17 protein-coding genes and 1 pseudogene are annotated in these 22,097 nt (G+C 71.9%); 6 read left to right on the forward strand and 12 right to left on the reverse strand.

The features are described 5' to 3' along the window. Positions 1-9 precede the first annotated feature (9 nt). Complete coding sequence (locus ACFY01_RS04445) at positions 10-1,185, reverse strand: sensor histidine kinase (protein ID WP_390734154.1); 1,176 nt, start codon at positions 1,183-1,185, stop codon at positions 10-12. A gap of 208 nt (positions 1,186-1,393) precedes the next feature. Between ACFY01_RS04445 and ACFY01_RS04450 the strand changes: the two genes are divergently transcribed. The 3 genes from ACFY01_RS04450 (at position 1,394) to paaK (ending at position 4,694) form a co-directional block, all read left to right on the forward strand. Further along, entirely contained in the window at positions 1,394-2,314 is a 921-nt protein-coding gene (locus ACFY01_RS04450) for an ATP-binding cassette domain-containing protein (RefSeq protein WP_390734155.1), read from the forward strand. Further along, positions 2,311-3,135, forward strand: coding sequence for an ABC transporter permease (locus ACFY01_RS04455; RefSeq protein WP_390734156.1), 825 nt, complete (start codon positions 2,311-2,313; stop codon positions 3,133-3,135). Before ACFY01_RS04450 ends, ACFY01_RS04455 begins: the two co-directional genes overlap by 4 nt. A gap of 260 nt (positions 3,136-3,395) precedes the next feature. Further along, positions 3,396-4,694 (forward strand): phenylacetate--CoA ligase PaaK, encoded by a 1,299-nt coding sequence (gene paaK, locus ACFY01_RS04460; RefSeq protein WP_390734157.1) that lies wholly within the window; start codon positions 3,396-3,398, stop codon positions 4,692-4,694. 97 nt (positions 4,695-4,791) lie between these two features. Here the strand turns inward: paaK and ACFY01_RS04465 are convergent, their stop codons facing one another. From ACFY01_RS04465 to ACFY01_RS04510, 10 genes are all read right to left on the reverse strand, one after another. Next, positions 4,792-6,033: a cytochrome P450 gene (locus ACFY01_RS04465; protein ID WP_390734158.1), complete on the reverse strand. Its 1,242-nt coding sequence runs from the start codon at positions 6,031-6,033 to the stop codon at positions 4,792-4,794. Beyond that, the gene (locus ACFY01_RS04470) at positions 6,030-7,013 is read right to left on the reverse strand and encodes an amidohydrolase family protein (protein ID WP_390734159.1); all 984 of its coding nucleotides are present in this window, start codon (positions 7,011-7,013) and stop codon (positions 6,030-6,032) included. The genes ACFY01_RS04465 and ACFY01_RS04470 overlap by 4 nt, the downstream gene beginning before the upstream one ends. Next, on the reverse strand, positions 7,010-7,897 hold the full coding sequence (locus ACFY01_RS04475) for an NAD(P)-dependent oxidoreductase (RefSeq protein ID WP_390734160.1): 888 nt from the start codon (positions 7,895-7,897) through the stop codon (positions 7,010-7,012). Before ACFY01_RS04475 ends, ACFY01_RS04470 begins: the two co-directional genes overlap by 4 nt. Continuing rightward, positions 7,894-8,232, reverse strand: coding sequence for an antibiotic biosynthesis monooxygenase family protein (locus tag ACFY01_RS04480; protein WP_390734161.1), 339 nt, complete (start codon positions 8,230-8,232; stop codon positions 7,894-7,896). The genes ACFY01_RS04475 and ACFY01_RS04480 overlap by 4 nt, the downstream gene beginning before the upstream one ends. 278 nt (positions 8,233-8,510) lie before the next feature. Beyond that, positions 8,511-10,007: an acyl-CoA synthetase gene (locus tag ACFY01_RS04485; RefSeq protein WP_390734162.1), complete on the reverse strand. Its 1,497-nt coding sequence runs from the start codon at positions 10,005-10,007 to the stop codon at positions 8,511-8,513. Between the two features lie 53 nt (positions 10,008-10,060). Further along, on the reverse strand, positions 10,061-11,611 hold the full coding sequence (locus tag ACFY01_RS04490; protein WP_390734163.1) for an acyl-CoA synthetase: 1,551 nt from the start codon (positions 11,609-11,611) through the stop codon (positions 10,061-10,063). Next, positions 11,608-12,720 (reverse strand): NAD(P)H-dependent flavin oxidoreductase, encoded by a 1,113-nt coding sequence (locus tag ACFY01_RS04495; protein WP_390734164.1) that lies wholly within the window; start codon positions 12,718-12,720, stop codon positions 11,608-11,610. Before ACFY01_RS04495 ends, ACFY01_RS04490 begins: the two co-directional genes overlap by 4 nt. 94 nt (positions 12,721-12,814) lie before the next feature. After that, positions 12,815-14,377 carry a phytoene desaturase family protein gene (locus ACFY01_RS04500; protein WP_390734165.1) on the reverse strand — a complete coding sequence of 521 codons (1,563 nt, stop codon included), beginning with the start codon at positions 14,375-14,377 and terminating at the stop codon, positions 12,815-12,817. A gap of 54 nt (positions 14,378-14,431) precedes the next feature. Further along, positions 14,432-16,654: a tetratricopeptide repeat protein gene (locus ACFY01_RS04505; RefSeq protein WP_390734166.1), complete on the reverse strand. Its 2,223-nt coding sequence runs from the start codon at positions 16,652-16,654 to the stop codon at positions 14,432-14,434. 120 nt (positions 16,655-16,774) lie between these two features. After that, on the reverse strand, positions 16,775-17,131 hold the full coding sequence (locus tag ACFY01_RS04510; RefSeq protein WP_390734167.1) for an oxygenase MpaB family protein: 357 nt from the start codon (positions 17,129-17,131) through the stop codon (positions 16,775-16,777). Here ACFY01_RS04510 and ACFY01_RS04515 point away from each other — a divergent pair. Together ACFY01_RS04515 and ACFY01_RS04520 are read left to right on the forward strand one after the other, a co-directional pair. Further along, positions 17,039-18,361 carry an NAD(P)/FAD-dependent oxidoreductase gene (locus ACFY01_RS04515; protein ID WP_390734168.1) on the forward strand — a complete coding sequence of 441 codons (1,323 nt, stop codon included), beginning with the start codon at positions 17,039-17,041 and terminating at the stop codon, positions 18,359-18,361. The two genes, ACFY01_RS04510 and ACFY01_RS04515, sit on opposite strands and share 93 nt — an antisense overlap. A gap of 31 nt (positions 18,362-18,392) precedes the next feature. Further along, a pseudogene (locus ACFY01_RS04520) lies at positions 18,393-18,518 on the forward strand (cytochrome P450); the annotation flags it as partial. 167 nt (positions 18,519-18,685) lie between these two features. Here the strand turns inward: ACFY01_RS04520 and ACFY01_RS04525 are convergent. Beyond that, positions 18,686-19,321: a TetR family transcriptional regulator gene (locus tag ACFY01_RS04525; RefSeq protein ID WP_390734650.1), complete on the reverse strand. Its 636-nt coding sequence runs from the start codon at positions 19,319-19,321 to the stop codon at positions 18,686-18,688. Between the two features lie 219 nt (positions 19,322-19,540). Here ACFY01_RS04525 and ACFY01_RS04530 point away from each other — a divergent pair, with 219 nt between their 5' ends. Then, entirely contained in the window at positions 19,541-22,009 is a 2,469-nt protein-coding gene (locus tag ACFY01_RS04530) for a SpoIIE family protein phosphatase (RefSeq protein WP_390734169.1), read from the forward strand. Positions 22,010-22,097 lie beyond the last annotated feature (88 nt).

Raw genomic sequence — 22,097 nt, forward strand, 5'->3', positions numbered from 1 at the left:
CCGCGGTGGTCATCGGGTCTCCACCGGGACTCCGACGGGTGCGGGCAGCGGCAGCCTGGCCGCCACCCGGAAGCCGCCCTCGGGGCGGGGCCCGGCGCTGAGGTGGCCGCCCAGCAGACCGACCCGCTCCCGCATCCCGATGATGCCGAAGCCGTGGGCCGAGCCGTTCCCGGTGGCGCCGCGCCCGTCGTCGACGACCTCCACGGACAGTTCCCCGTCTCCGTAGTCGATGGCCACCCGGCAACGCCCGGTGCCCGCGTGTCGGACCACGTTGGTCAGCGCCTCCTGCACGATGCGGTAGGCGGACAGATCGATGTCGGTCGGCACAGGACGCTGCTCCCCGCTGCGGCGCACGTCGACGTGTACCCCTGCGCCCGCGGTCGCTGCCGCGAGCCGTTCGATGTCCGCCAGCCCCGGCGAGGGTGCGAGCGGTGACTGCTCCGAGGGGGGCGCACCCCGGTCGGCCTGGCGGAGCGAGACCAGCGTGCGCCGGAGTCCCGAGAGGGTCTCTCTGCTGGTGGCCTCGATGGCGCGCAGGGCCTCGTGCGCCTGTGCCGGCTGGGTCTGGATGACCCGGCTGCCCACACCGGCCTGGATGGCGATGATGCCGATGCTGTGCGCGACCATGTCGTGCAGCTCCCGTGCGATCCGCAGCCGTTCGGCGGTCACGGCCTCGGCCACCTCCTGTGCACGCAGCGCCACCGCGTGCTCGCGGCGCTCGCGACTCAGCAGACCGGCCATGCAGGATGCGGCCAGCGCCAGGAGGGCCATCACCCCGTTGACGGTCAGGTTGTCCCCGTGCGCGAAGACGCCGATCACCAGGAGCTGCACGGCGGCAGACACGGCCACGGCCACAACCGAAGCGCGCCGTGCACAGGTGGTGACGATGAAGCCCAGGACGAGGTCCACCGCCAGATACGACAGGAACTGGCCCTGATACGCGACCGCCAGGCTCTTATGGACGGAGCTCGCAGTGCCCGCCACCACAGCGGTGGATCCGAAGAGTGCCATGGCCAGAGCCAGCAGCGGCATCCGACGCACCATGCCGGCGAGCAGGCTCACAGCCAGCAGTGCCCCGACACCGTGAACGGTGCCCGACGCCCGCGGCGCGCCCCCCACCAACAGACCCACCACGAGGAGGTAAGAGGCGCCCCCCGCCCAGGCCACAGCCTTGGTTCTCGTCATCGGCGGCATTCCCTGCCGGGAACAACCCCGCGGTGCGCGACGCGCGTAGGCAACAAAGTGATCGTCATGGGGCTCACGCCGCGAGACTAACCGGCCACCGCCGGCGCGGCATCAGCCCGGGGACGTACGCCCACGGGCCGATGCGGCCGCACGATTGCCGCCCGCGGCCCCATGTGCGGGCGGGGGTCCTCTCGGCAGTGTGGGTGCCGTGATCGAAGTCAGCGAACTCACCAAGCACTACGGCGGCAAGACGGCCGTCGACCATCTGTCCTTCACCGTGCGGCCGGGGCAGGTCACCGGATTCCTCGGCCCCAACGGCGCCGGCAAGTCCACCACCCTGCGAATGATCCTCGGCCTGGACACGCCCACCACCGGCGCCGCCACCGTCAGCGGCGTCCCCTTCCACCGCCACCCGCGCGGACTGCGACACGTCGGCGCCCTCCTCGACGCCGGACAGATCCACGGCGGACGCAGCGCCGCCGCCCACCTGGCCGCCCTGGCCCGCAGCAACGGCATACCGCGGCGCAGGGTGGAAGAGGTGCTTCAGGAGGTGGGGCTGGCCGAGGTGGCCAACCGCCGCATCGGCGGATTCTCCCTCGGCATGAAGCAGCGCCTCGGCATCGCCACCGCCCTGCTCGGCGACCCGCCCGTACTCATGTTCGACGAGCCGATCAACGGCATGGACCCGGAGGGCGTGCTCTGGGTACGCCGGCTCTTCCGGCGCCTGGCCGCCGAGGGGCGCACGGTCTTCCTCTCCAGCCACCTGATGTCGGAGATGGAGAACACCGCCGACCAGCTGGTCGTCATCGGCCGGGGCCGCCTCATCGCCGCCGAGCCGCTACGGGACTTCGCCGCCCGTAGCACCCGTAGCAGCGTCGTGGTCGCAACACCGCAGGCCGCCGAGCTGGCAGCGGTGCTCACCGCGGCGGGCGCCTCGGTCGAGCCGGAGGGCTCGGCGGGCGCCGAGAAGCTCGCCGTGACCGGGCTCCCGGCGGACCGGATCGGCGCGCTCGCCTTCGAGAACCGCATCCGGCTGGACGAACTGACCACCCGTACCGCCTCACTGGAGGCGGCCTTCATGGAACTCACCGCCGACAGCACCGAATACCTGGCAGGACAGCCCCGATGAGCACACTCTCCTCCGCCCCCCAGGCCACCCCCGCCGCCTGGGTGCCCGCCCGCTTCCGCGACCTCCTCGCCTCCGAGTGGATCAAGACGCGGTCCCTGCGCTCCACCCCGTGGACGCTCGCGCTCACCGTCCTGTTCGTCATCGGCTCCGCCGCCGTGGCCTCGCTGGCGGACAAGGGCGCGGGCTCCGGCCCCGCTGAGTTCCTGCCCTTCGACGCCTACCCGGCGGCCGGCTACTGGACGCTGATCCTCGTCGCCAGCAGCATGGGCGCCCTCACCGTCGTGAGCGAGTACAGCAGCGGCCTGATCCGCACCACCACCGTGGCCGTCCCGGCCCGCGGCTCGGTTGTGCTGGCCAAGGCGGCCGTCACCGCCGCGCTGTGGACGGCGGTCGGCACGGCCGCCTCCACCGGTTCTTTCCTGGTCTCCCAGGCCATCCTGGACGGGCACCACGCCGGCGTTCCGATCACCCACCCCGGGGTGCTGCGGGCGCTGGTGGCCTCCGCGTTGCTGGCCCCGGTCTGCGCCCTGGTCGGTCTGGGCCTCGGCGTTCTGCTCCGGCATGCCGCCGGGACCATGGTCACCGCCGTCTTCACCCTGCTGATGCTGCCCCCCATGTTCTCGGAGGGCAACCGCTGGTCGGCGGACATCAAGCACACACTGGTGGCGGCCGCCTGGAACCGCCTGATCCAACCCTGGGAGCCGGATCCCGGATCCCTGGGCTACACAGCCACGGTCCCCGGCTCCTGGCTCGTGTACACGCTCTGGCCGCTGATCACGGTCGCACTCGCAGTGCTCGTCGTGGGGCGCCGCGACGTGTGAGTGTGTCTCCAGGGGCGAGGTCCCGGGGCTCGTCGGGTGACAGGCGAGCTCCGTCCCGTCGGGCGCGGTGAAGGTCGGCATGACGCCGATCATGGGGTGCGCCGCGGACGGCAGCAACGGAGTTCCCCGCATCGCGACGGCCCGGGAAATCACGGCCGGACCTCTTGCCCGAGGTGGGCACGACTGCGTTAACTGATCCCGTGCGGATCGACCGAACGATCGGTCGAGAGGTTCGGTGCGGTCGGCGAGGGAGAAGTGCCATGGCGGCGGAGACGGGCAGCCTGCTGGACGCGGGAGAGCGGCTCGGCGCCGAGGCGCTGCGGGCGCTGCAACTGGAGCGGCTCCGGTCGTCCCTCCGGCACGCCTATGCCCACGTGCCCTTCTACCGGGAGTCCTTCGACAAGGCAGGGGTCCGCCCGGAGGACTGCCGCTCGCTGGAGGACCTGGCCCGTTTCCCGTTCACCACCAAGGCCGACCTGCGGGAGAACTACCCGTACGGGATGTTCGCCGTACCCCGCGAACGGATCCGCCGCATCCACGCCTCCAGCGGCACCACCGGACGGCCGACCGTGGTCGGCTACACGGAGAACGACCTGTCCATGTGGGCCGACATGGTGGCCCGTTCCCTGCGCGCGGCGGGCGGGCGGCCCGGCGACATCGTTCATGTGGCCTACGGATACGGGCTGTTCACCGGCGGCCTCGGCGCCCACTACGGCGCCGAACGCCTGGACTGTACGGTCGTCCCGGCCTCCGGCGGCATGACCGCACGGCAGGTCCAGCTGATCCAGGACCTGCGGCCCGGGATCATCATGGTCACGCCCTCGTACATGCTCACGCTGCTCGACGAGTTCGAACGGCAGGGCGTGGACCCGCGCTCCACCTCCCTGCGGGTCGGCGTGTTCGGCGCCGAGCCGTGGACCGAGGAGATGCGGCGCGAGATCGAGGAGCGGTTCGCGATCGACGCGGTCGACATATACGGGCTCTCCGAGGTGATCGGCCCGGGTGTGGCCCAGGAGTGCGTGGAGACCAAGGACGGCCTGCACATCTGGGAGGACCACTTCTTCCCGGAGGTCGTGGACCCGATCACGGGCGAGGTGCTGCCGGAGGGCGAGGAGGGCGAGCTGGTCTTCACCTCGCTGACCAAGGAGGCGATGCCGGTGATCCGGTACCGCACCCGTGACCTGACCCGGCTCCTGCCCGGCACGGCCCGGGTGTTCCGGCGGATGCGGAAGGTCACCGGCCGCAGCGACGACATGGTGATCCTGCGCGGGGTGAACCTCTTCCCGACACAGATCGAGGAGATCGTCCTGCGCACCCCGGCCGTCGCCCCGCACTTCCAGCTGCGCCTCACCCGCGAGGGCCGCCTGGACGCCCTCACCGTGCGGGCCGAGGCCCGCCCGGGCGCCGGCCCGGAGGCCCGGGACGCGGCGGCCCGGGACATCGCGGCGGCCGTGAAGGACGGCATCGGCGTGTCCGTCACCGTCGAGATCGTCGAACCGGAGTCGCTGGAGCGCTCGGTGGGCAAGATCCGCCGCATCGTGGACCTCCGGCCCCGCTAGGCCCTGTCGTTTGGATCATTCCGGCGTCGCGGTCGGCTGGAAGGCGCCGTGACCTACGGCCGGCCTGATCCAGACGACAGAGCCTCGCGCCCCCGCCCTAGCCGGCGGGGTCGAGCACGACCGGCAGCTCCGCGAGGCCGCGGAAGGCCGGGAAGGGGACCTCCAGCCACCGCGCCTGCCCTGCGGGATCGGCCGGGGCCATCCCCGGGAACCGGTCGAACAGGCCGGTCAGGGCGAGCTGTGTCTCCAGCCTCGCCAGCGGTGCTCCCAGGCAGTAGTGGCTGCCGTGCCCGAACCCCAGGTGGGCGTCCTGCGCGTTGCCCGGCCGCGTCACGTCGAACTCGTCCGGGGCGTCGAACTTGCGCGGGTCCCGGTTGGCGGAGGTCAGCGCGATCTGGACGAGGGCGCCCTTGGGGATGCGCGTCCCGGCGTACTCCACGTCCTCGGTCGCGTAGCGGAACGTCGCGCTCTCCACGGAGCCCTCGTAGCGCACCAGTTCCTCGACCGCCGCCCGGATCAGCTCCGGGTTCTCGCGCAGGGCGCGGAGCTGCGCGGGATGGGACAGGAAGTGGTGGACGGCGTTGCCGATGAGGTACGCGGTCGTCTTGTGGCCCGCGAACATCAGCAGGAAAGCCGTGGAGACCAGTTCGTTCTCGGAGAGGCCGCCGTCGTTGTCCCGGACCGCGGTGAGCGCGCTCAGCAGGTCGTCGCCCGGCCGGCGGCGCTTGGCCGCGATGAGGTCCGTGAAGTACGCGTGCAGGTCCTCCTCCGCCCGCTGCTGGGCCCGCTTGGCCTCCTCGCCGAAGCCGGTCTGCGCCACCGTGGTGGACAGGTGCTGCATCCGCGACCGCTCCTCGGGCGGCACGCCGAGCAGGTCGCAGATCACGATGATGGGCAGCGGGAACGCGAACGCGGGCAGCAGGTCGAAGGGTTCCCTGGTCGGGCACTCGTCGAGCAGGCTGTCGACGACGTCCTCGATCCGGGGCCGCAGCTCCCGCACGCGGCGCGGGGTGAACGCGGAGTTGACCAGCCTGCGCAGCCGGGTGTGTTTGGGCGCGTCGGAGTTGAGCATGTTGTCGTCCAGCGCGACGGACGAGTCGCCGAAGATCCTCCGGTAGGCGTCCATCGCCCCGTACATGTCCTTGCTCAGCCGCGGATCCGCCAGGGCGGCCCGCGCGTCCTCGTACCGCGTGATCAGGTACGTCTCGTTGCCGTGCGGTGGTCTCATCGGGCAGACCGGCGCCGCTTCCCGGAGATGGGCGTAGACCGGGTGGGGGTCCCGCCGGAACTCCGGGGCGCACCGCTCGGCCGCGGTGACGGCTTCCTGCGTGGTGGTCACGGCCGGCTCCTCAGGTCGAAGAGTGCCTCGGCGTTGCCGCCGAGGATGAGCTGCTGGGACTCCTTGTCGAGCGGCAGCTTCTCGATCATGCGGATGGAGTCCTCCAGCGGCGCCGCCATCGGCGGTGAGTCGGTTCCGAACAGCATCCGCTTGGGACCCAGCACCTCCGCGTTCAGGCTCAGGTGCGCCGGGCTGAACGGGCTCGTGTCGACGTACATGCGCTGGAGCGCGGCGGCCGGGTCGGCCGCCGGCGCCTGGGCGGCCGGCGGGGCGGCGGCCGCCCGGGGCCGGCCGGGGGGCGGCGCTCCCCCGGCCCAGTGCCGGGGGCGCGCCGCCGTGCGCAGGCGCTCCGGCAGCAGCGCCATCGCGCCGCCGCCGGTCGCGCCGATCAGCCGGAGACCGGGGTACTTGTCCAGCCATCCCGCGAACGCGATCATGGCCATGCCCACGGTGATGTCGCCGAACCGGCCGATCTGCTCGACGAAGCCGATCTCGTCGACCCGTTCGGTGCCGATCGGTTCGGCCGGTGCGTGCACCAGGACCGGCACTCCCGCCTCCGCGGCCAGCGCGAAGAAGGAGTCGGCCCGCGGGGAGCCGAGGAGCTCCCCGTGGACGCTGGACGTGGTGATCAGACCGACGAAGGCGGGGTCCGCCAGGGTCTCCCGCACCCCTTCGAGGTGATCGTCGTCGCCGAACGGGTTGGCGTACACGTAGCCGCGCAACTGGTCCGGGAACCTGCCGATCAGGCCGGACATCCAGGCGTGGAAGCCGCGCAGCCGGTCGCGTGGTTGCGCGTAGTTGTCGACGCCCGGGACCCGGGCCATCGCGCCGGCCCCGACGGGGCTGCCGATGATGGTGAGGTCGATTCCGGCCTCGGCGCGGGCGGCGAGCATGCCGTCGACGTCGGTCAGGCTCGGGGGCATGGGGAAGCGTTCGGCCGCCTCCGGTGGGGACAGGTGCCCGTGGATGTCGATGATCACGTGTCGCTTCCCGTTCTCGGTTCGAGTGCGCGGGTGACCGCGGCGCAGTCCTGGTCGCCCAGTCCTTGCTCGGTGGCGCGGGCGTGGGTCTCGGCCGCGGCGGTCGCCAGCGGCAGACTCAGGCCGGCCGCCGCTGCCTGCTTGGAAGCGAGCATGAGGTCTTTGGCCATCAGCCGCAGCCGGAAGTCCGGCTCGTCGAAGCGACCGGAGGCCAGGCGCCGTGACTTGAACGCCATGACCGGCGAGGCGAAGCCGCTGCCCGCGATCGTCTTGAGGACCAGCTTGCGGTCGAGTCCACAGGCGGCGGCGAGTTCACCGGCCTCCGCCAGGGCCTGCACCTCTATGCCCATGAGCAGGTTGAGGAGCAGTTTCATCCGCATGCCGGACCCGAGTACGCCCAGATGGACGACCTCCTTGCCCAGCATCCGCAGCAGCGGCCGGCAGGCCTCGAACGCCTGCTCCTCGCCGCCGACGAACAGCCGCAGCTCGCCGTCGCGGGCGTGGTCGCGGTTGCCGAGCATGCCCATGTCCAGGACCGCCGATACGTCCCCGGCTATCTGGACGACCTCTTCGGGCGCGACGGTGCTCGCGCAGATCAGGACGCCGGGGTAGGCACCCCGGGCCAGTACGCCGTCGGGTCCGCGCAGCACGGCGCTGAGGGCTTCGCCGTCGGCGACGGCGCAGATGGCGGCCCGCGTACCGGCGACGGCGTCGGCGGGGTGGGCTGCCACGTGGGCGCCCGCTTCGGCGAGCGGTTCGGCCCGGTCCGGGGTGCGGTTCCACACCCGGACCCGTACGCCCTGGTCGAGAAGGCGGGCGGCCAGTCCGGCGCCCATCGTCCCGAGTCCGAGCACGGCGACGGGGTCGTTGGTCGTCCGCGTCATGACGACACCCCCAGGGTCTCCTTGACGACCCGGAACCGCAGCGACTGCGTCGAGTCGACCCACTGGCGCAGCGGGGCCACCAGCGCGCGGTGCTCCTCGCTCTGCTGCCAGGCGAAGAAGTGCTCGGCCGTTTCCCACTCGCTGGTGATCACCCACTGCCGCGAGTCGTCCACGGGTTCGCCCAGCCTCTCGACGATGTGGCCGGGGGTGCGGGACACGGACTTCCGGATCCGGTCGTACAGATCCAGGAACCCTTGCTCGCCGCCCTCGATCACACGGACCGTGAAGACGACGCCCAGCTTCTCGGCCGAACGGCCCTTCTGCTCGGTGCCCATGTCTCCTCCTGGTGGTGAGATCCGGCAGGACACGCATCCCACCGACTCATGAGCGCCGTACGGACGCAACTCCGAATGGGGGACGGCCCAGTGGGCACAAGGGGTTCACGCTGCGTGGTTAGCCCGTTCGGGTGGGTGACGAGAGCGGCCGTCGCCGGGCCGCCGATCGAGGATCGCCTCACCCGGACGGGGCCCTGCCGGCCCTCGTGCTCCGGCCCTCGGGTGACGCCCGATCGGGCGAAGTCCCGGACCGGCGGGACCGGCGAGCGGCGCGGTCGTCAGCCGCCGAACCGGTCCCGCAGCTCGCGCTTGAGGATCTTGCCACTGGCGTTGCGCGGGAGTGCCTCCACGAACAGCACCCGCTTGGGCGCCTTGAAGGGGGAGAGCTTCTCGCGCGCGTGGGCGATGAGTTCGTCCTCGGTGACCTCGCCGCGCGGCACGACGACCGCCGTGACGGCCTCGATCCACCGCTCGTCGGGCAGGCCGATCACGGCGGCCTCGGCCACGGCCTCGTGCGTGTACAGCGCGTCCTCGACCTGCCGGGAGGCGACGAGTACGCCACCGGAGTTGATGACGTCCTTGACCCGGTCGACGATCGTGAAGTAGCCGTGCGCGTCCCGCACCGCGAGGTCGCCGGAGTGGAACCAGCCGTCGCGGAAGGCCTCGGCCGTCTCCTCCGGCTTGTCCCAGTAGCCCTCGCACAACTGCGGTGAGCGGTAGACGATTTCGCCAGGCGTGCCGTCGGGCACCTCCTCGCCGTCCTCGTCGACCACGCGGGCGTCCACGAACAGCACGGTGCGGCCGCAGGAGTCGAGCCTGCCCTTGTGCTCGTCGGGTGCGAGGACGGTGGCGAGGGGGCCGATCTCGCTCTGGCCGAAGCAGTTGTAGAGGGCCAGTTTCGGCAGCCGTTCGCGCAGCCGCTCCAGGACGGGCACCGGCATGACCGACGCCCCGTAGTACGCCTTGCGCAGACCGCTCAGGTCGCGGGTGGCGAAGTCCGGCCGGTTCGCCAGGCCGATCCACACGGTGGGCGGCGCGAACAGGCTGTCCACGCGGTCGGCTTCGACGAGGTCGAACAGACGGTCACCGTCCGGCGCGTCGAGGATGATGTTGGTCGCGCCGACCGCGAGGTAGGGCAGCAGGAACACGTGCATCTGGGCGGAGTGGTACAGCGGCAGGGCGTGCGCCGGCCGGTCGCCGGCGCTCAGGTCCAGGGCGGCGATCGCGCTGAGGTACTCGTGCACCAGCGCCCGGTGGGTCATCATGGCGCCCTTGGGCAGGGCGGTGGTGCCCGAGGTGTACAGCAGCTGCACCAGGTCCTCGGTGCGCGGTTCGGGACCGTCGTACGGGGGAGCCTCCGCCAGCCGGGCGAGGAGCGAGTCCTCGGCGTCCCGCAGCGGTATCACCGCTACGCCGTCCGGGAGTTGCCCGGCGATGCCGGGATCGGCGAGCACCAGGCCGCTGCCCGACTGGCCGACGATGTAGGCGAGGTCGTCGCCGGTCAGGTTCTGGTTGACCGGGACGTGGACGAGTCCCGCGCGGGCGCAGGCGAGGAAGGCGATCAGGTAGGCGTCGGAGTTGTGGCCGTAGGCGCCGACCCGATCGCCCGGGGCGAGGCCCGCGCCGAGGAGTACGCCCGCCGCGCGGGAGACGGCGTCGTCGAGCTCCGCGTACGTCCACGCCCGCTCGCCGTACTCCACCGCGACCCTCGCCGGGGTGCGCCGGGCACTGCGCCGCAGCACCCCGTCGACTGTGCTGCCCTGTGCCTGCGTCATGTCACATGATCTTCGGCCCGCTCGTGGGCGAGGTCAAGGACTTCAGTGGCGGATCACACGGGTCGTGTACGGCCCTCCCAGTAGGGATCGCGCAGTCGTCGCTTGTACAGCTTGCCGTTGGGGTCGCGGGGCATCTCGGTGATGAAGTCGACGCTCTTGGGCCTTTTGTAGCCGGCGAGTTGGCCGGCGCAGTGGTCGAGCAGGGCGGCGGCGAGGGCGGGGCCGGGCTCGTGGCCGGGGGCGGGTTCGACGACGGCCTTGACCTCCTCGCCCCAGTCGTCGTGCGGGATCCCGAAGGCCGCGGCGTCGGCGACGGCGGGGTGGGCGAGCAGCACGGACTCGATCTCGGCGGGGTAGATGTTCACGCCACCGGAGATGATCATGTCGATCTTGCGGTCGCGCAGGAAGAGGTAGCCGTCCTCGTCGAGGTAGCCGAGGTCGCCGACGGTGAAGAAGTCGCCGATGCGGTTCTTGCGGGTCTTGGCCTCGTCCTTGTGGTACGCGAAGCCGCCGGTGCTCATCTTCATGTACACCGTGCCGAGTTCGCCGGGAGGGAGGCGGTTGCCGTCGTCGTCGAAGACGGCCAGTTCGCTGATCGGCCAGGCCTTGCCGACGGTGCCGGGCTTCTTCAGCCAGTCCTCGGCGGTGGCGAAGGCGCCGCCGCCCTCGCTGGCCGCGTAGTACTCCTCCACGCTGTGGCCCCACCAGTCGATCATGGCCCGTTTGACGTGGTCGGGGCAGGGGGCGGCGCCGTGGATGGCGTGGCGCATGGCGGAGACGTCGTAGCGGGCGCGCACGTCCCCGGGCAGGGCGAGCAGGCGGTGGAACTGGGTGGGGACCATGTGGGTGTGGGTGCACCGGTACGTGTCGATGAGGCGGAGCATCTCCTCGGGTGTCCACTTGTCCATCAGGACCAGACGGTGGCCGATGTGCAGGGACGCGCCCGCGAACTGGAGGACGGCGGTGTGGTAGAGCGGCGAGCAGACGAGGTGCACGTTGCCGTCGAACGGCTTGATGCCGAAGATGCCGAGGAACCCGCCGAGGTAGGCCTCCTCCGGCAGCTTGCCGACCAGCGGGCGGCGGATGCCGCGGGGGCGGCCGGTCGTACCCGAGGTGTAGTTCATGACCCAGCCGAGCTCGCGGTCCGCGGGCGCCGACTCGGGCTGTGGCTCGAGGAGTTCGGCGTACGGCCGGAAGCCTTCGACCGTGCCGACCGCGTACCGGTGCGTCGCGGGCAGGGCGGCCTCGTCCGCGGCGTGGCGGGCGGCGGCCTCGAACCTCTCGTGGGCGAGGAGCACCTTCGCGCCGGAGTCGGACACGATCCAGGCGATCTCGGGTCCGACGAGGTGGTGGTTGACGGGGACCAGGTAGAGGCCGGCCTGGGTGGCGGCCAGGTAGGCGGTGAGGAACTCGACGCCGTTGGGCAGGACGACCGCGAAGGCGTCGCCGCGCTCCAGGCCGGCGGCGCGCAGGCCGTGGACGAGCCGGTTGGCGGCGGCGTGCAGCCTCCCGGCCGTCCACTCCTCGCCGTCGGGGGCGATCAGGACCGTACGGTCGGGGTCGGCGGTGGCCTGGGCCCAGAAGCCCGTGGGGGGTGTGCTCACGACTGGCCGCTCCTTCCGGCGATGCGGTTCAGGCGGTCGACGGCGCGCTCGAAGCCGCGGGTGAGGTCGTCGAAGACGGCCCGCACACTGCGTTCGCTGTTCATCCGGCCGACGATCTGGCCGACAGGCGTGCCGAGCAGCGGGTCGACCTCGTACTTCTGGATGCGGGAGACCGCCTCGGCGACCAGCAGGCCCTGCAACGGCATGGGCAGCGTGCCGGGCCCGGCCGGGTCGTCCCAGGCGTCGGTCCATTCGGTACGGAGCTGGCGTGCGGGCTTCCCGGTCAGCGCGCGGGAGCGGACGGTGTCGCCGGAGCCCGCGGCGAGGAGCTTGCGGGTCAGCGCGGGCGAGTGCAGTTCGGCCTCCGTGGTGGTCAGCCAGATGGAGCCCAGCCACACACCCTGCGCGCCGAGTGTCAGCGCGGCGGCCACCTGCTGTCCGCTGCCGATGCCGCCCGCGGCCAGCACGGGCAGCGGGTCGACGGCCTCGACCACCTCGGGGGTCAGCACCATGGAGGCGATCTCGCCGGTGTGGCCGCCCGCCTCGTAGCCCTGTGCCACGACGATGTCGATGCCGGCGTCCTTGTGCTTGCGGGCGTGCCGGGCGCTGCCCGCGAGCGCGGCGACCAGTACGTCCCGTTCGTGGGCGCGGGCGACGATGTCGGCGGGCGGCGAGCCGAGGGCGTTGGCGAGCAGCTTGATCGGGTAGTCGAAGGCGACGTCGAGCTGGGTCCGGGCGACCTGCTCCATCCAGCCGGTGATCCGCCAGCCGGACGCCTCGCCCTCGGCGAGTTCGGGCACGCCGTACTTGGCGAGGGTGTCCGTGACGAACTGCCGGTGCCCCTCGGGGATCATCGCCTCGACGTCCGCCTCGCTCACCCCCTCGACCTTCTTGGCGGGCATGACGACGTCCAGCCCGTAGGGCCTGTCCTCGACGTGCGCCTCGATCCAGTCCAGGTCGCGTTTGAGGTCGTCGGGGGCGGTGTAGCGGACCGCGCCGAGCACTCCGAAGCCGCCGGCCCGGCTGATGGCCGCGGCGACGGCGGGGAACGGCGTGAAGCCGAAGACGGCGTGCTCGACTCCCAGTTTCTTGCTCAGCTCCGTCTGCATGGGGCGCAGGATGCCGCAGTCCCCCGGAGGACGGAAGCCTCTTTCTGATAGTCCGTCAGATTTTCCGTGGGCCCCAACTTCCCTGAGGGCTGCGTCAGTCGCGCTCCAGGACCGCCATCGCCGCGTTGTGCCCGGGCACCCCGCTCACCCCTCCCCCGCGCACCGCGCCCGCCCCGCACAGCAGGACGTTGGCGTGCCGCGTCTCCACGCCCCAGCGACCGGTGTCCTCCTGGGCGTACGGCCAGGCCAGGGCACGGTGGAAGATGTTGCCGCCGGGCAGACGCAGATCGCGTTCCAGGTCCAGCGGCGTCTTCGCCTCGATGCAGGGGCGGCCGTCCGCGTCGACGGCCAGACAGTCGGCGAGGGGCTCGGCGAGGTGGGCGTCGAGCTGGGCCAGGGTCGACTTCAGCAGCTCGTCGCGGACGGCGTCGTTGTCCCGGGCGAAGAGCCGGGCGGGGGTGTGCAGGCCGAACAGGGTGAGGGTCTGGTAGCCGCGTTCGGCCAGTTCGGGGCCGAGGATGGTGGGGTCGGTGAGGGAGTGGCAGTAGATCTCCGAGGGCGGGGCGGCGGGCAGCTCGCCGGACGCGGCCTGGGCGTGGGCGGTGGCCAGTTGCCCGTAGCCCTCGGCGATGTGGAAGGTGCCCGCGAAGGCCTCGCGCGGGTCGACATCGGTGTCCCGCAGCCTCGGCAGCCGCTTGAGCAGCATGTTCACCTTGAGCTGGGCGCCCTCGGCGGGCGCCGGGGCGGGATCGCCGGTCAGGGCCGCCAGCTCCTGCGGGGAGGCGCCCACGAGGACGTGCCGGGCCGTGACGGTGCCCTCGGTGTCGGCGGTGCGGTAGGTGACCTCGGCGGACTGTCCGTCGGTGTCGATCCGTACCGCCTCGTGCCCGGTCGCGAACACCGCGCCCGCCTCGCGCGCGGCGGTGGCCAGGGCGTCGGTGAGGGCGCCCATGCCTCCGACGGGCACGTCCCAGGCGCCGGTGCCGCCGCCGATGACGTGGTAGAGGAAGCAGCGGTTCTGGGCCAGGGAGGCGTCGTGGGCGTCGGCGAAGGTGCCGATGAGGGCGTCCGTGAGCACCACGCCCCGCACGAGGTCGTCGCCGAAGTTCTCCTCGACCGTCACGCCGATCGGTTCCTCGAACAGGGCCCGCCACGCGGCCTCGTCGTCGACGCGGCGACGCAGGTCCTCCCGCGTGGGCAGCGGTTCGGTGAGCGTCGGGAAGACCCGCTGGGCGACACGGCCGGTCATGGCGTAGAAGCGCTGCCACGCCTCGTACTCCCGGGGGCCGCCGGTCAGCCGGGCGAAGGCCTCCCGGGTGCGCCGCTCGCCGCCGCCGACCAGCAGCCCGGTGGGCCGCCCGGCCCGCTCGACGGGGGTGTACGAGGAGATGGTGCGCCCTCGGACGCGGAAGTTCAGGCCGAGGTCGCGGACGATCTTCCGGGGCAGCAGGCTGACCAGGTAGGAGTAGCGCGACAGCCGGGCGTCGACCCCGGCGAACGGGCGGGTGGAGACGGCGGCGCCGCCGGTGTGGTCCAGCCGTTCGAGCACCAGCACGGACCGGCCGGCCCTGGCCAGATAGGCGGCGGCGACGAGGCCGTTGTGGCCGCCGCCGACGATGACGGCGTCGTAGGTCCGGAATGGCTCGCGTGGGGGCATGGTTCTTCGTAACACGTGATGATCTACGGGGGCCAGAGGCGTGCCGGTGGCGGCTCAGCGTCCGCCGGACGCCCGCTGCTGCCGCTGTACCGCCACCCGGCGGTACAGCTCGACGGCTTCCGCGCCCCGGCCGAGTTGTTCCAGGCAGTGCGCCTCGTCGTTGCGGCTGGCGAGCGTGTCGGGGTGGTCGGCGCCCAGGACCCGTTCGCGGGCGGCGGCGACGCGGCGGTACTCGGCCAGCGCGTCCGGCCAGCGGCCCAGCCAGCCCAGGCCGACGGCCACCTCGCGGCGGCTGACCAGGGTGTCGGGGTGGTCGAGGCCGAGCACGCGCTCGCGGAGGGCGCACACGTCGCGGGACTCGGCGAGGGCCTCCTCCCAGCGGTCGAGGCGGCCGAGGTTGACGCCGAGGCCGTGGCGGGCCCGCAGGGTCTCGGGGTGGCCGGCGCCGTGGACGCGGGTACGGTCGTCGACCAGGTCGCGGTAGAGCCGGAGCGCCTCGGCGCTGCGACCGAGGCGGCCCAGGCTGATGCCGACCTCGTAGCGCGCGGCGAGCGTGTCGGCGTGGTCGGGGCCGAGGATCACCGCCCGTGCCTCGGCGACCTCGCGATAGGTCCGCAGGGCCTCCGGCCAGCGGCCCAACTGACCGAGCGTGTACGCGACTTCGTACCGGGTGACCAGGGTGTCGGGGTGGTGGGGGCCGAGCACCCGGGCGCGGGCGGCGGCCACTTCGCAGGCCATGCGGTGCGAGTCGTCGAGGCGGCCGAGACGGCTGAGGTTGAAGGCGAGGTTGTGGCGGCAGCGCAGGGTGTCGGGGTGGTCGGCACCCATCGTGCGCTCCCGGGCGGCCAGCACCGAGGTGTACGCCTGGTGGGCGTCGAAGTGGCGGCCCAACTGGCCCAGTACGTACGCCGTCTCCTGCCGGGCGGCGAGGGTGTCGGGATGGTCGGCGCCCAGCACGCGCGCTCTCGCCCGGGCGACCTCCGTGTACTCGCGCAGCGCGTCGGCGGGACGGCCGGCGCGGCTGAGGGTGAAGCCGAGCTCGTACCGGCTGGCCAGGGTCTCGGGGTGGTCGGGCCCGAGCAGCCGCGCGCGTTCGGCGGCGACGGCCCGGTGCAGGTCGCCCGCCTCGTCCCAGCGGCCGAGCCGGCCCAGGCCGAGGGCCGCGTGGTGCCGTCCGTCGAGCGCGGTCACGGCCTGTGGGGGCGGGATCTGCGGGAGGCCCGGAATCCGCGGGAGGGCGGGGGCCGGGCGGGCGATCCACTCGCCGGTGAGCCCGGCTCCGGGGTCGGGGGCCGGGCCGGACAGCCCGGTCCCGGCCGCCTTGTGCCCGGTGGTCATTCCCCGGGTCCAGGACGGCAGTCGGGGTTCGGAGGTCCGTGGGCGTGCGGCGACCACGGTGGGCACGTACCCGGGCGCGTATCCGGGCCCCGGCCGGCCGGCGGCTATCCGGCGGGCCAGCTCCCCGGCGTCGTCCGGCCGTTGCTCGGGGCGCTTGGCCAGCAGGTCCAGGATGATCCGCTCCAGGTACACGGGCAGCTCGGCACGGTGACCGCGCGGCGGCCGGGGCGGGGTGTCCCGGTGGCCGATCAGGACGGCCCAGGCGTCCTCCAGGTCGAACGGCGGCACCCCGGTGGCGATCTCGTACAGCACGCAGCCCAGCGAGTACAGGTCGCTGCGCTGGTCGACCTCGTCGCCGCCGATCTGCTCCGGGGACATGTAGTGCGGGGTGCCCATGGCGACGCCGGTGCCGGTCAGCCGGGAGGTGAAGCCGATGTCGTGGCCCAGGCGGGCGATGCCGAAGTCGCAGATCTTCACCGTGCCGTCGGTCAGCCGCACCATGTTGGCCGGTTTCAGGTCCCGGTGCACGATGCCCTGCTGGTGGGTGTAGGCGAGGGCGGCGGCGACCTGCTCGGCGATGTCCACGACATCGGCGACGGGCAGCGGATGGTGCTTGTTGTCCTCCAGGAGCTGGCTGAGGTTGCGGCCCTGGAGCAGTTCCATCACCAGGTAAAGGATGCCTTCGGACTCGCCGAAGTCGTGGACGACGGTCACCCCGCGGTGCGAGAGCGCGGCGGCCACCCGGGCCTCACGGCGGAACCGCTCCCTGAGGACACGGGTGAAGGCGTGGTCGTGCTGCGGGCCGAGCGGTTTCAGGCATTTCACGGCGACCTGGCGGCCGAGGGACTCGTCCCGGGCGCGCCAGACCTCGCCCATCCCGCCCCGCCCGATCAGGTCCAGCAGCCGGTACCGGCCCTGGATCAGCCTGGAGTCCGCCATCGCGCGCCGTCGCCCCCGTCGCTGTTCGCCCCGCGTCTCCCCCAGGGGAGGGCGTCAGGACGCGGTCGCGCGCAGCCGGCCCGATCCGTACACACCCCCCTGCTCGTCCAGTATGGCGGTCTATCGCCCGACTTTGTACGGTGCCGGACGCGTGCCCGGTCCGAGCCTCGCCATGGCGCGCAGGATGTGTTTGGGCGGCAGTCGCCAGCGCAGACGTGCGGGAATCCCGCGCAGCACGGTGCCGGTGGCGCGCAGCCGCCGGGTGACGGCGTCGGGTGCGGGGGCCGGTCTGCCGTACAGCTCGTGGGCGTACGGCGGCAGGAAGGCGTACGCCAGATGCGCCACCCTCCGCCACAGCAGCGCGCGCACCGGGACCAGCAGGGGGTGCGTCGGCGGGCGGAGCAGGAAGTCGTCCACCGCGCGGGCGTCGGTCCCCGCGGCCAGTCGCGGCCGCACCGTCTCGAAGTAGGCCGCCATGCCGGCCCGGTCGCCGGGTACGGCCGCGGCAAGCAGGTGCTGCTCGGACAGGCGACGGCCGACACCACCGAGCTGCCGGTGCGGCGCGACCCCCAGGCCGAGTGGCGGCTCGGCGTACCCGCCACCGGTGTGGACCTGCTGGCCAAACAGGTGCTGCTGGAAGACGGCGAGTCACTGCCGTACGACCGGCTGCTGATCGCCACCGGCACCCGGGCGCGCCCCTGGCCCAACTCTGCGGAAGCCGCCCTGGACGGGGTGTTCACCCTGCGCACGCGCGAGGACGGGCAAGGCCTGGCCGAGCGGATGGCCGCCCGGCCGGATCGGGTACTGGTGATCGGCGCCGGCTTCACCGGCTCGGAGATCGCCTCCGCCTGCCGGGAACTGGGGCTGCAGGTCACGGTCGCCGAACGCGGCCCCGCGCCTCTGGTGGGCGCGCTCGGCGGAACCCTGTCCAAGCTCGCGGCCGTCATGCAGCGCAACCACGGCGTGGACCTGCGCACCGGGGTGACGGTCACCGCCCTGAACGGCAACGGCGCCTTCACCGGCGCGCAGCTGTCCGACGGCAGCCGCGTCGACGCCGACGTGTGCGTCGTGGCGCTGGGCGCCATCCGCAACGTGGAGTGGCCGGCCGAGTCCGGGCTTGCGGCGGGCCCGCGTGGAATCGCCTGCGACGCCGGGTGCCGCGCCTTCAACATGTACGGGATCGTCACCGACGACGTCTTCGTGGCCGGCGACGTCTCCCGCTTCCCTCACCCGCTCTTCGGCTACCAGATGCTGTCCCTGGAACACTGGGGCAACGCGGTCGAGCAGGCCGAGGTGGCGGCCCACAACATGGTCAACCCAGGCCCGCTGCAACGCCCGCACCTGGCCATCCCGGTCTTCTGGTCAACGCAGTTCGGACTCAACATCAAGTCGGTGGGCGTGCCCACCTACTCCGACCACGCGGTCATCGCCCAGGGCTCCCTCGAAGCGCGCCGGCTCGCGATGGTCTACGGCTACAAGGGCCGGGTCACCGCCGCCGTCACCGTCGACATGGCCAAGTCACTCGACTATTACCGGCACCTGATCGAGACGGCTGCCCCGTTCCCGCCCCCGCCCGGCGCGCAGGACCGGGCGATCGCGGCCGACATCACGATCCCGTCCGACGTACCGGATCCGTCAGGGCTGTCCCACGGCCCGACCGTCGCACTCACCGGTCACCTTCCCGACCGCCGGCTGACCGTGGTGTAGCCCACGTACCGCTCAACCACGAGGAGCCACGATGGCCTCCGAGACCTTGCTGGCACGGATCACCGACTACGCCAGCCGCCCCAACCCCTACCCGCTGTACGCGGAGCTCCGCGAGGCCGGTCCCGTGGTTCAGCAGGCTGACGGTAGCTACCTGATCACCGCGCCGGGGCGACGACCAGCGGATCGCCCTGGGGTGTCCACAGCGGCGGCGTGAGGCGCCGGGTCGGCTTTCTGCGACCCGTGCGGGAACTTTGCGTGCGGGTGTGCCGGCAGCGGCATCCCGCCCGGCCTGTCGCACGACGATGTCGGCGCAGAGTCCGGGATTCAGGCCGCAGCGGGCAGAGGACGTCGGGCGACCTCGCAGGCCTCGTCCGGTGGCAGGCCGAGCATGTGCAGGAGCATCTGCGCCATCGTGTCCGCGGCCTGGTGGATATCGGCCTCGGGCCGGTTGAACCAGAGCTCCAGGAGCGCCAACAGGCTGCCGTTGAGCACCGTCAGGGCGATGACCGGATCGACCACGGCGAAGCGGCCCGACGTCATACCCTGCTCCATGTCGCGCCTCGCGCGCGGGGCCAGCCCATGGCCGGTGCCTATGCGGCCGAGCTCGCTGTGACACAGGATCCGCATGATTTCCGAGTGCGAGTCGGCCAGACGTGCACTGAGCCGCAAACCGCCGGCGAGGCGCTCGGCGGGATCGGCGACGCCGTGCAGGCGTGCGTCGATGGCCTGGCCGTACTCCTCCAGCGCATCGGCCACGGCCGCGGCGAACAGGTCCGGCTTGCACGTGAAGTGGTTGTAGAAGGAGCCGAAGCCGACGTCCGCGCGCTCGGCGATGGCCCGAATGCTGGCGCCGGTGTCGCCGGATTCGGCCAGGATCCCCCGCGCGGCGCGGACGAGTGCCTGCCGGGTCTCAGCCCGGCGGCGTTCGAATCGGTTCGTGAGTGAGGCTGACATCTGGATGCACCACGATAACTCCGACAGTTCTGATTAATCCATCATTACACTGTCTCGACCGAACGCAACTGATCGATTCGTCACTACTGAGTAAGTCTTGACGAGCGGTCCCTCGTGTCTGATTATTTCATCAGAAGTGGGCAAATAGCCCGAAACCGACATGTCGCGTCGACGGCCCGCTCCGCCGGCTCCGTCGGCAACGAGGTCTGCGACAGGAGGAACCGCATGACGAACATTGACCACATGCCGCTCGCCGGGCAGGTGAGGGCCCGGGAGACACCCGACGCTGCCATAGCGATAGTCGATGCCATCGGAACGGTGGTCGGATGGACGCAGGCCGCCGAGCAGCTCGTGGGGTACTCGGCCCGCGAGGTGGTGGGCCGGTCCGCCGCACAGGTGTTGGCGTCGGCCGAGGACGGCGTGCGCGCTTCGGTGCACGGCGAGCAGTGCCGGGCCCGCGGCGGCTGGTCCGGGCCCGTGGCCGTCCGCCACCGCGACGGTCACGTGCTCAAGATGACCCTGCGTGTCTCGCTGCTGCGAGGACAGGACGCCGGCACTCGGTGGCTGGTGTCCGTGACCGACATCGGCACCCTGTCCTCGGGGACAGCCCATGGGCCGTTGCGGGAATCGCTCCTTGCCCACACGCCGATCGGCATCGTCGTCCGTGACCCCCAGCTGCGCTGCACCTGGGTGAACGACGCCATGGAGCTCTACGACGGCGTTCCCCGTGACCGACGATTCGGTTCCCGCCTGAAGGATTCGCTCCCGGGTTTTGAGGCCGAAGCGCTCGAGGTGGTGATGCAGCAGGTGCTGGAGAGCGGCACCACCATGGTCCACGAGTACCGGGCGTGGCCGCCGACCGCTCGGCGGCGGGAGCACGTGTTCTCGGCCTCGTTCTTCTGCCTCCAGGACGCGGAGGGCGAGCCAATGGGGGTGTGCTCCATGAGCGTGGACGTCACCAGCAACCGACGGGCACGCGAGCGCCTTGCCATCCTGAGCGAAGCCAGCACGCGCATCGGCAGCACCCTCGACGTCATGCAGACCGGGCAGGAACTGGCCGACCTTACCGTGCCCCTGCTGGCCGACCATGCCCTCGTCGACCTTGTGGAGTCGGTTCCGTTCGCCCTGGAACCCTCGGCACGGACCGGCACGGGGAACGGCCGCCCTCCTGCGCTGCGCCGTGCCGGTCTGGCCTCTGTCGAGCTGGGCGTCTTGGAACTTCCCTGGGTGCGCGAGGAGTTGATCCACGTCCACCCGGCTTCGCCCTTCGCCGACGTGCTGCGCACGGGAAGGTCCCACCTGGTACCGGTGCTGGACATGGAGGCCCATCTCGGCCCGTGGGTCCACCACGACCCGGCGCGGGCGCAGAACGTGCGTGACAGCGGCGTCCATTCCTTGATGGTCGTACCCATCCGCGCGCGACGCTGCGTGCTGGGACTGGCGCTGTTCGGCCGCTCCAGTGAACAGGCACCCTTCCAGGAGGACGACCTTCTCCTGGCCGAGGAACTCGTCACCCGAGCCGCGCTCAGTCTGGACAACGCACTCCGGTACGCGCGCGAACGCTCCGCCGCCCTCACGCTGCAACGCGACCTCCTCCCCCACCGGGTGCGAGGCGGGGGCGCAGTCGAGGTCGCCTCGCGCTACGTGCCGGCCGACATGGATCACGGCGTGGGAGGAGACTGGTTCGACGTGATCGAGCTGTCCGGTGCGCGGGTCGCCCTCGTCGTCGGTGACGTGGTCGGACACGGCATCAAAGCCGCGGCGACCATGGGCCGGCTCCGCACCGCCGTGCGCACACTCGCGGACCTGGACCTGCCCCCCGACGAACTGCTGGCGCACCTCGACGACACGGTCCGGCGGCTGAACGACGAAGACGCTGACGTCTCCGACGAAGTCCCCGAGGTGGTGGGCGCCACCTGTCTCTACGCCGTCTACGACCCCGTCACCCGGCGGTGCACCATAGCCCGGGCAGGACACCCACCGCCCTTGATCGTCGACCCGAGGGGCCGGGTCACCATACCCGACCTGCCCGCCGGAACCCCCCTCGGCCTCGGCCTCGGCCTCGTGCCCTTCGAAGCCGTGGAAGTCCAACTGCCCGAGGGAAGTATGCTCGCGCTCTACTCCGACGGCCTGGTCGAGTCCCGTGACCACGACCTCGACGTCGGCATGAACCGCCTGGGCGCTGCCCTGGCACACCCCGGTTCATCGCTCCACGAGCTCTGCTCACAGGTGATCGAGACCCTGCCGACCCAGGCACAGCCCGACGATGTCACCTTGCTCCTGGCGCGCACTCGTGCACTCGATCCGACCCAGATCGCCTCCTGGGAACTGCCGAACGAACCGGCCGCCGTCTGCACTGCCCGGCACCTGGCCACCCGTCAGCTCAGGGAATGGGGACTGGAGCATCTCGTGAGCCCGGTGGAACAGATCATCAGTGAACTGGTCACCAACGCCATCCACCACGGCGACGGCCCGAGCCGCCTGCGACTCATCCAGCACCAGGTCCTGACCTGTGAAGTCTTCGACACCAACACCGGCCACCCACGTCCCCGTCATCCCCGCACCCTCGACGAGAACGGCCGCGGCCTCTATCTGGTCGCGCAGCTGTCCCGGAGGTGGGGCTCCCGTTCCGCGACGGACGGCAAGGTCGTCTGGGCCGAACAGGATCTGCTCCCCAAGGCCCTTGCCCGGTGAGGAGCGGGGCTCGGCCTTCCGGGACCACCAAGCCGTGATCACTGAGCCGCAGAACAGAGCTACATGGGCATGGCGCCCCTCCGTCACC

The sequence above is a fragment of the Streptomyces sp. NPDC001480 genome, from assembly GCF_042894725.1.
Lineage (GTDB): Bacteria > Actinomycetota > Actinomycetes > Streptomycetales > Streptomycetaceae > Streptomyces.

Bases quoted from the DNA above. Each gene is read 5' to 3' on its own strand.
- ACFY01_RS04445 (WP_390734154.1), bottom strand. From the start codon at position 1,185: ATGACGAGAACCAAGGCTGTGGCCTGGGCGGGGGGCGCCTCTTACCTC.
- ACFY01_RS04455 (WP_390734156.1), top strand. From the start codon at position 2,311: ATGAGCACACTCTCCTCCGCCCCCCAGGCCACCCCCGCCGCCTGGGTG.
- paaK (WP_390734157.1), top strand. From the start codon at position 3,396: ATGGCGGCGGAGACGGGCAGCCTGCTGGACGCGGGAGAGCGGCTCGGC.
- ACFY01_RS04475 (WP_390734160.1), bottom strand. From the start codon at position 7,897: ATGACGCGGACGACCAACGACCCCGTCGCCGTGCTCGGACTCGGGACG.
- ACFY01_RS04480 (WP_390734161.1), bottom strand. From the start codon at position 8,232: ATGGGCACCGAGCAGAAGGGCCGTTCGGCCGAGAAGCTGGGCGTCGTC.
- ACFY01_RS04485 (WP_390734162.1), bottom strand. From the start codon at position 10,007: ATGACGCAGGCACAGGGCAGCACAGTCGACGGGGTGCTGCGGCGCAGT.
- ACFY01_RS04495 (WP_390734164.1), bottom strand. From the start codon at position 12,720: ATGCAGACGGAGCTGAGCAAGAAACTGGGAGTCGAGCACGCCGTCTTC.
- ACFY01_RS04500 (WP_390734165.1), bottom strand. From the start codon at position 14,377: ATGCCCCCACGCGAGCCATTCCGGACCTACGACGCCGTCATCGTCGGC.
- ACFY01_RS04505 (WP_390734166.1), bottom strand. From the start codon at position 16,654: ATGGCGGACTCCAGGCTGATCCAGGGCCGGTACCGGCTGCTGGACCTG.
- ACFY01_RS04510 (WP_390734167.1), bottom strand. From the start codon at position 17,131: ATGGCGGCCTACTTCGAGACGGTGCGGCCGCGACTGGCCGCGGGGACC.
- ACFY01_RS04530 (WP_390734169.1), top strand. From the start codon at position 19,541: ATGACGAACATTGACCACATGCCGCTCGCCGGGCAGGTGAGGGCCCGG.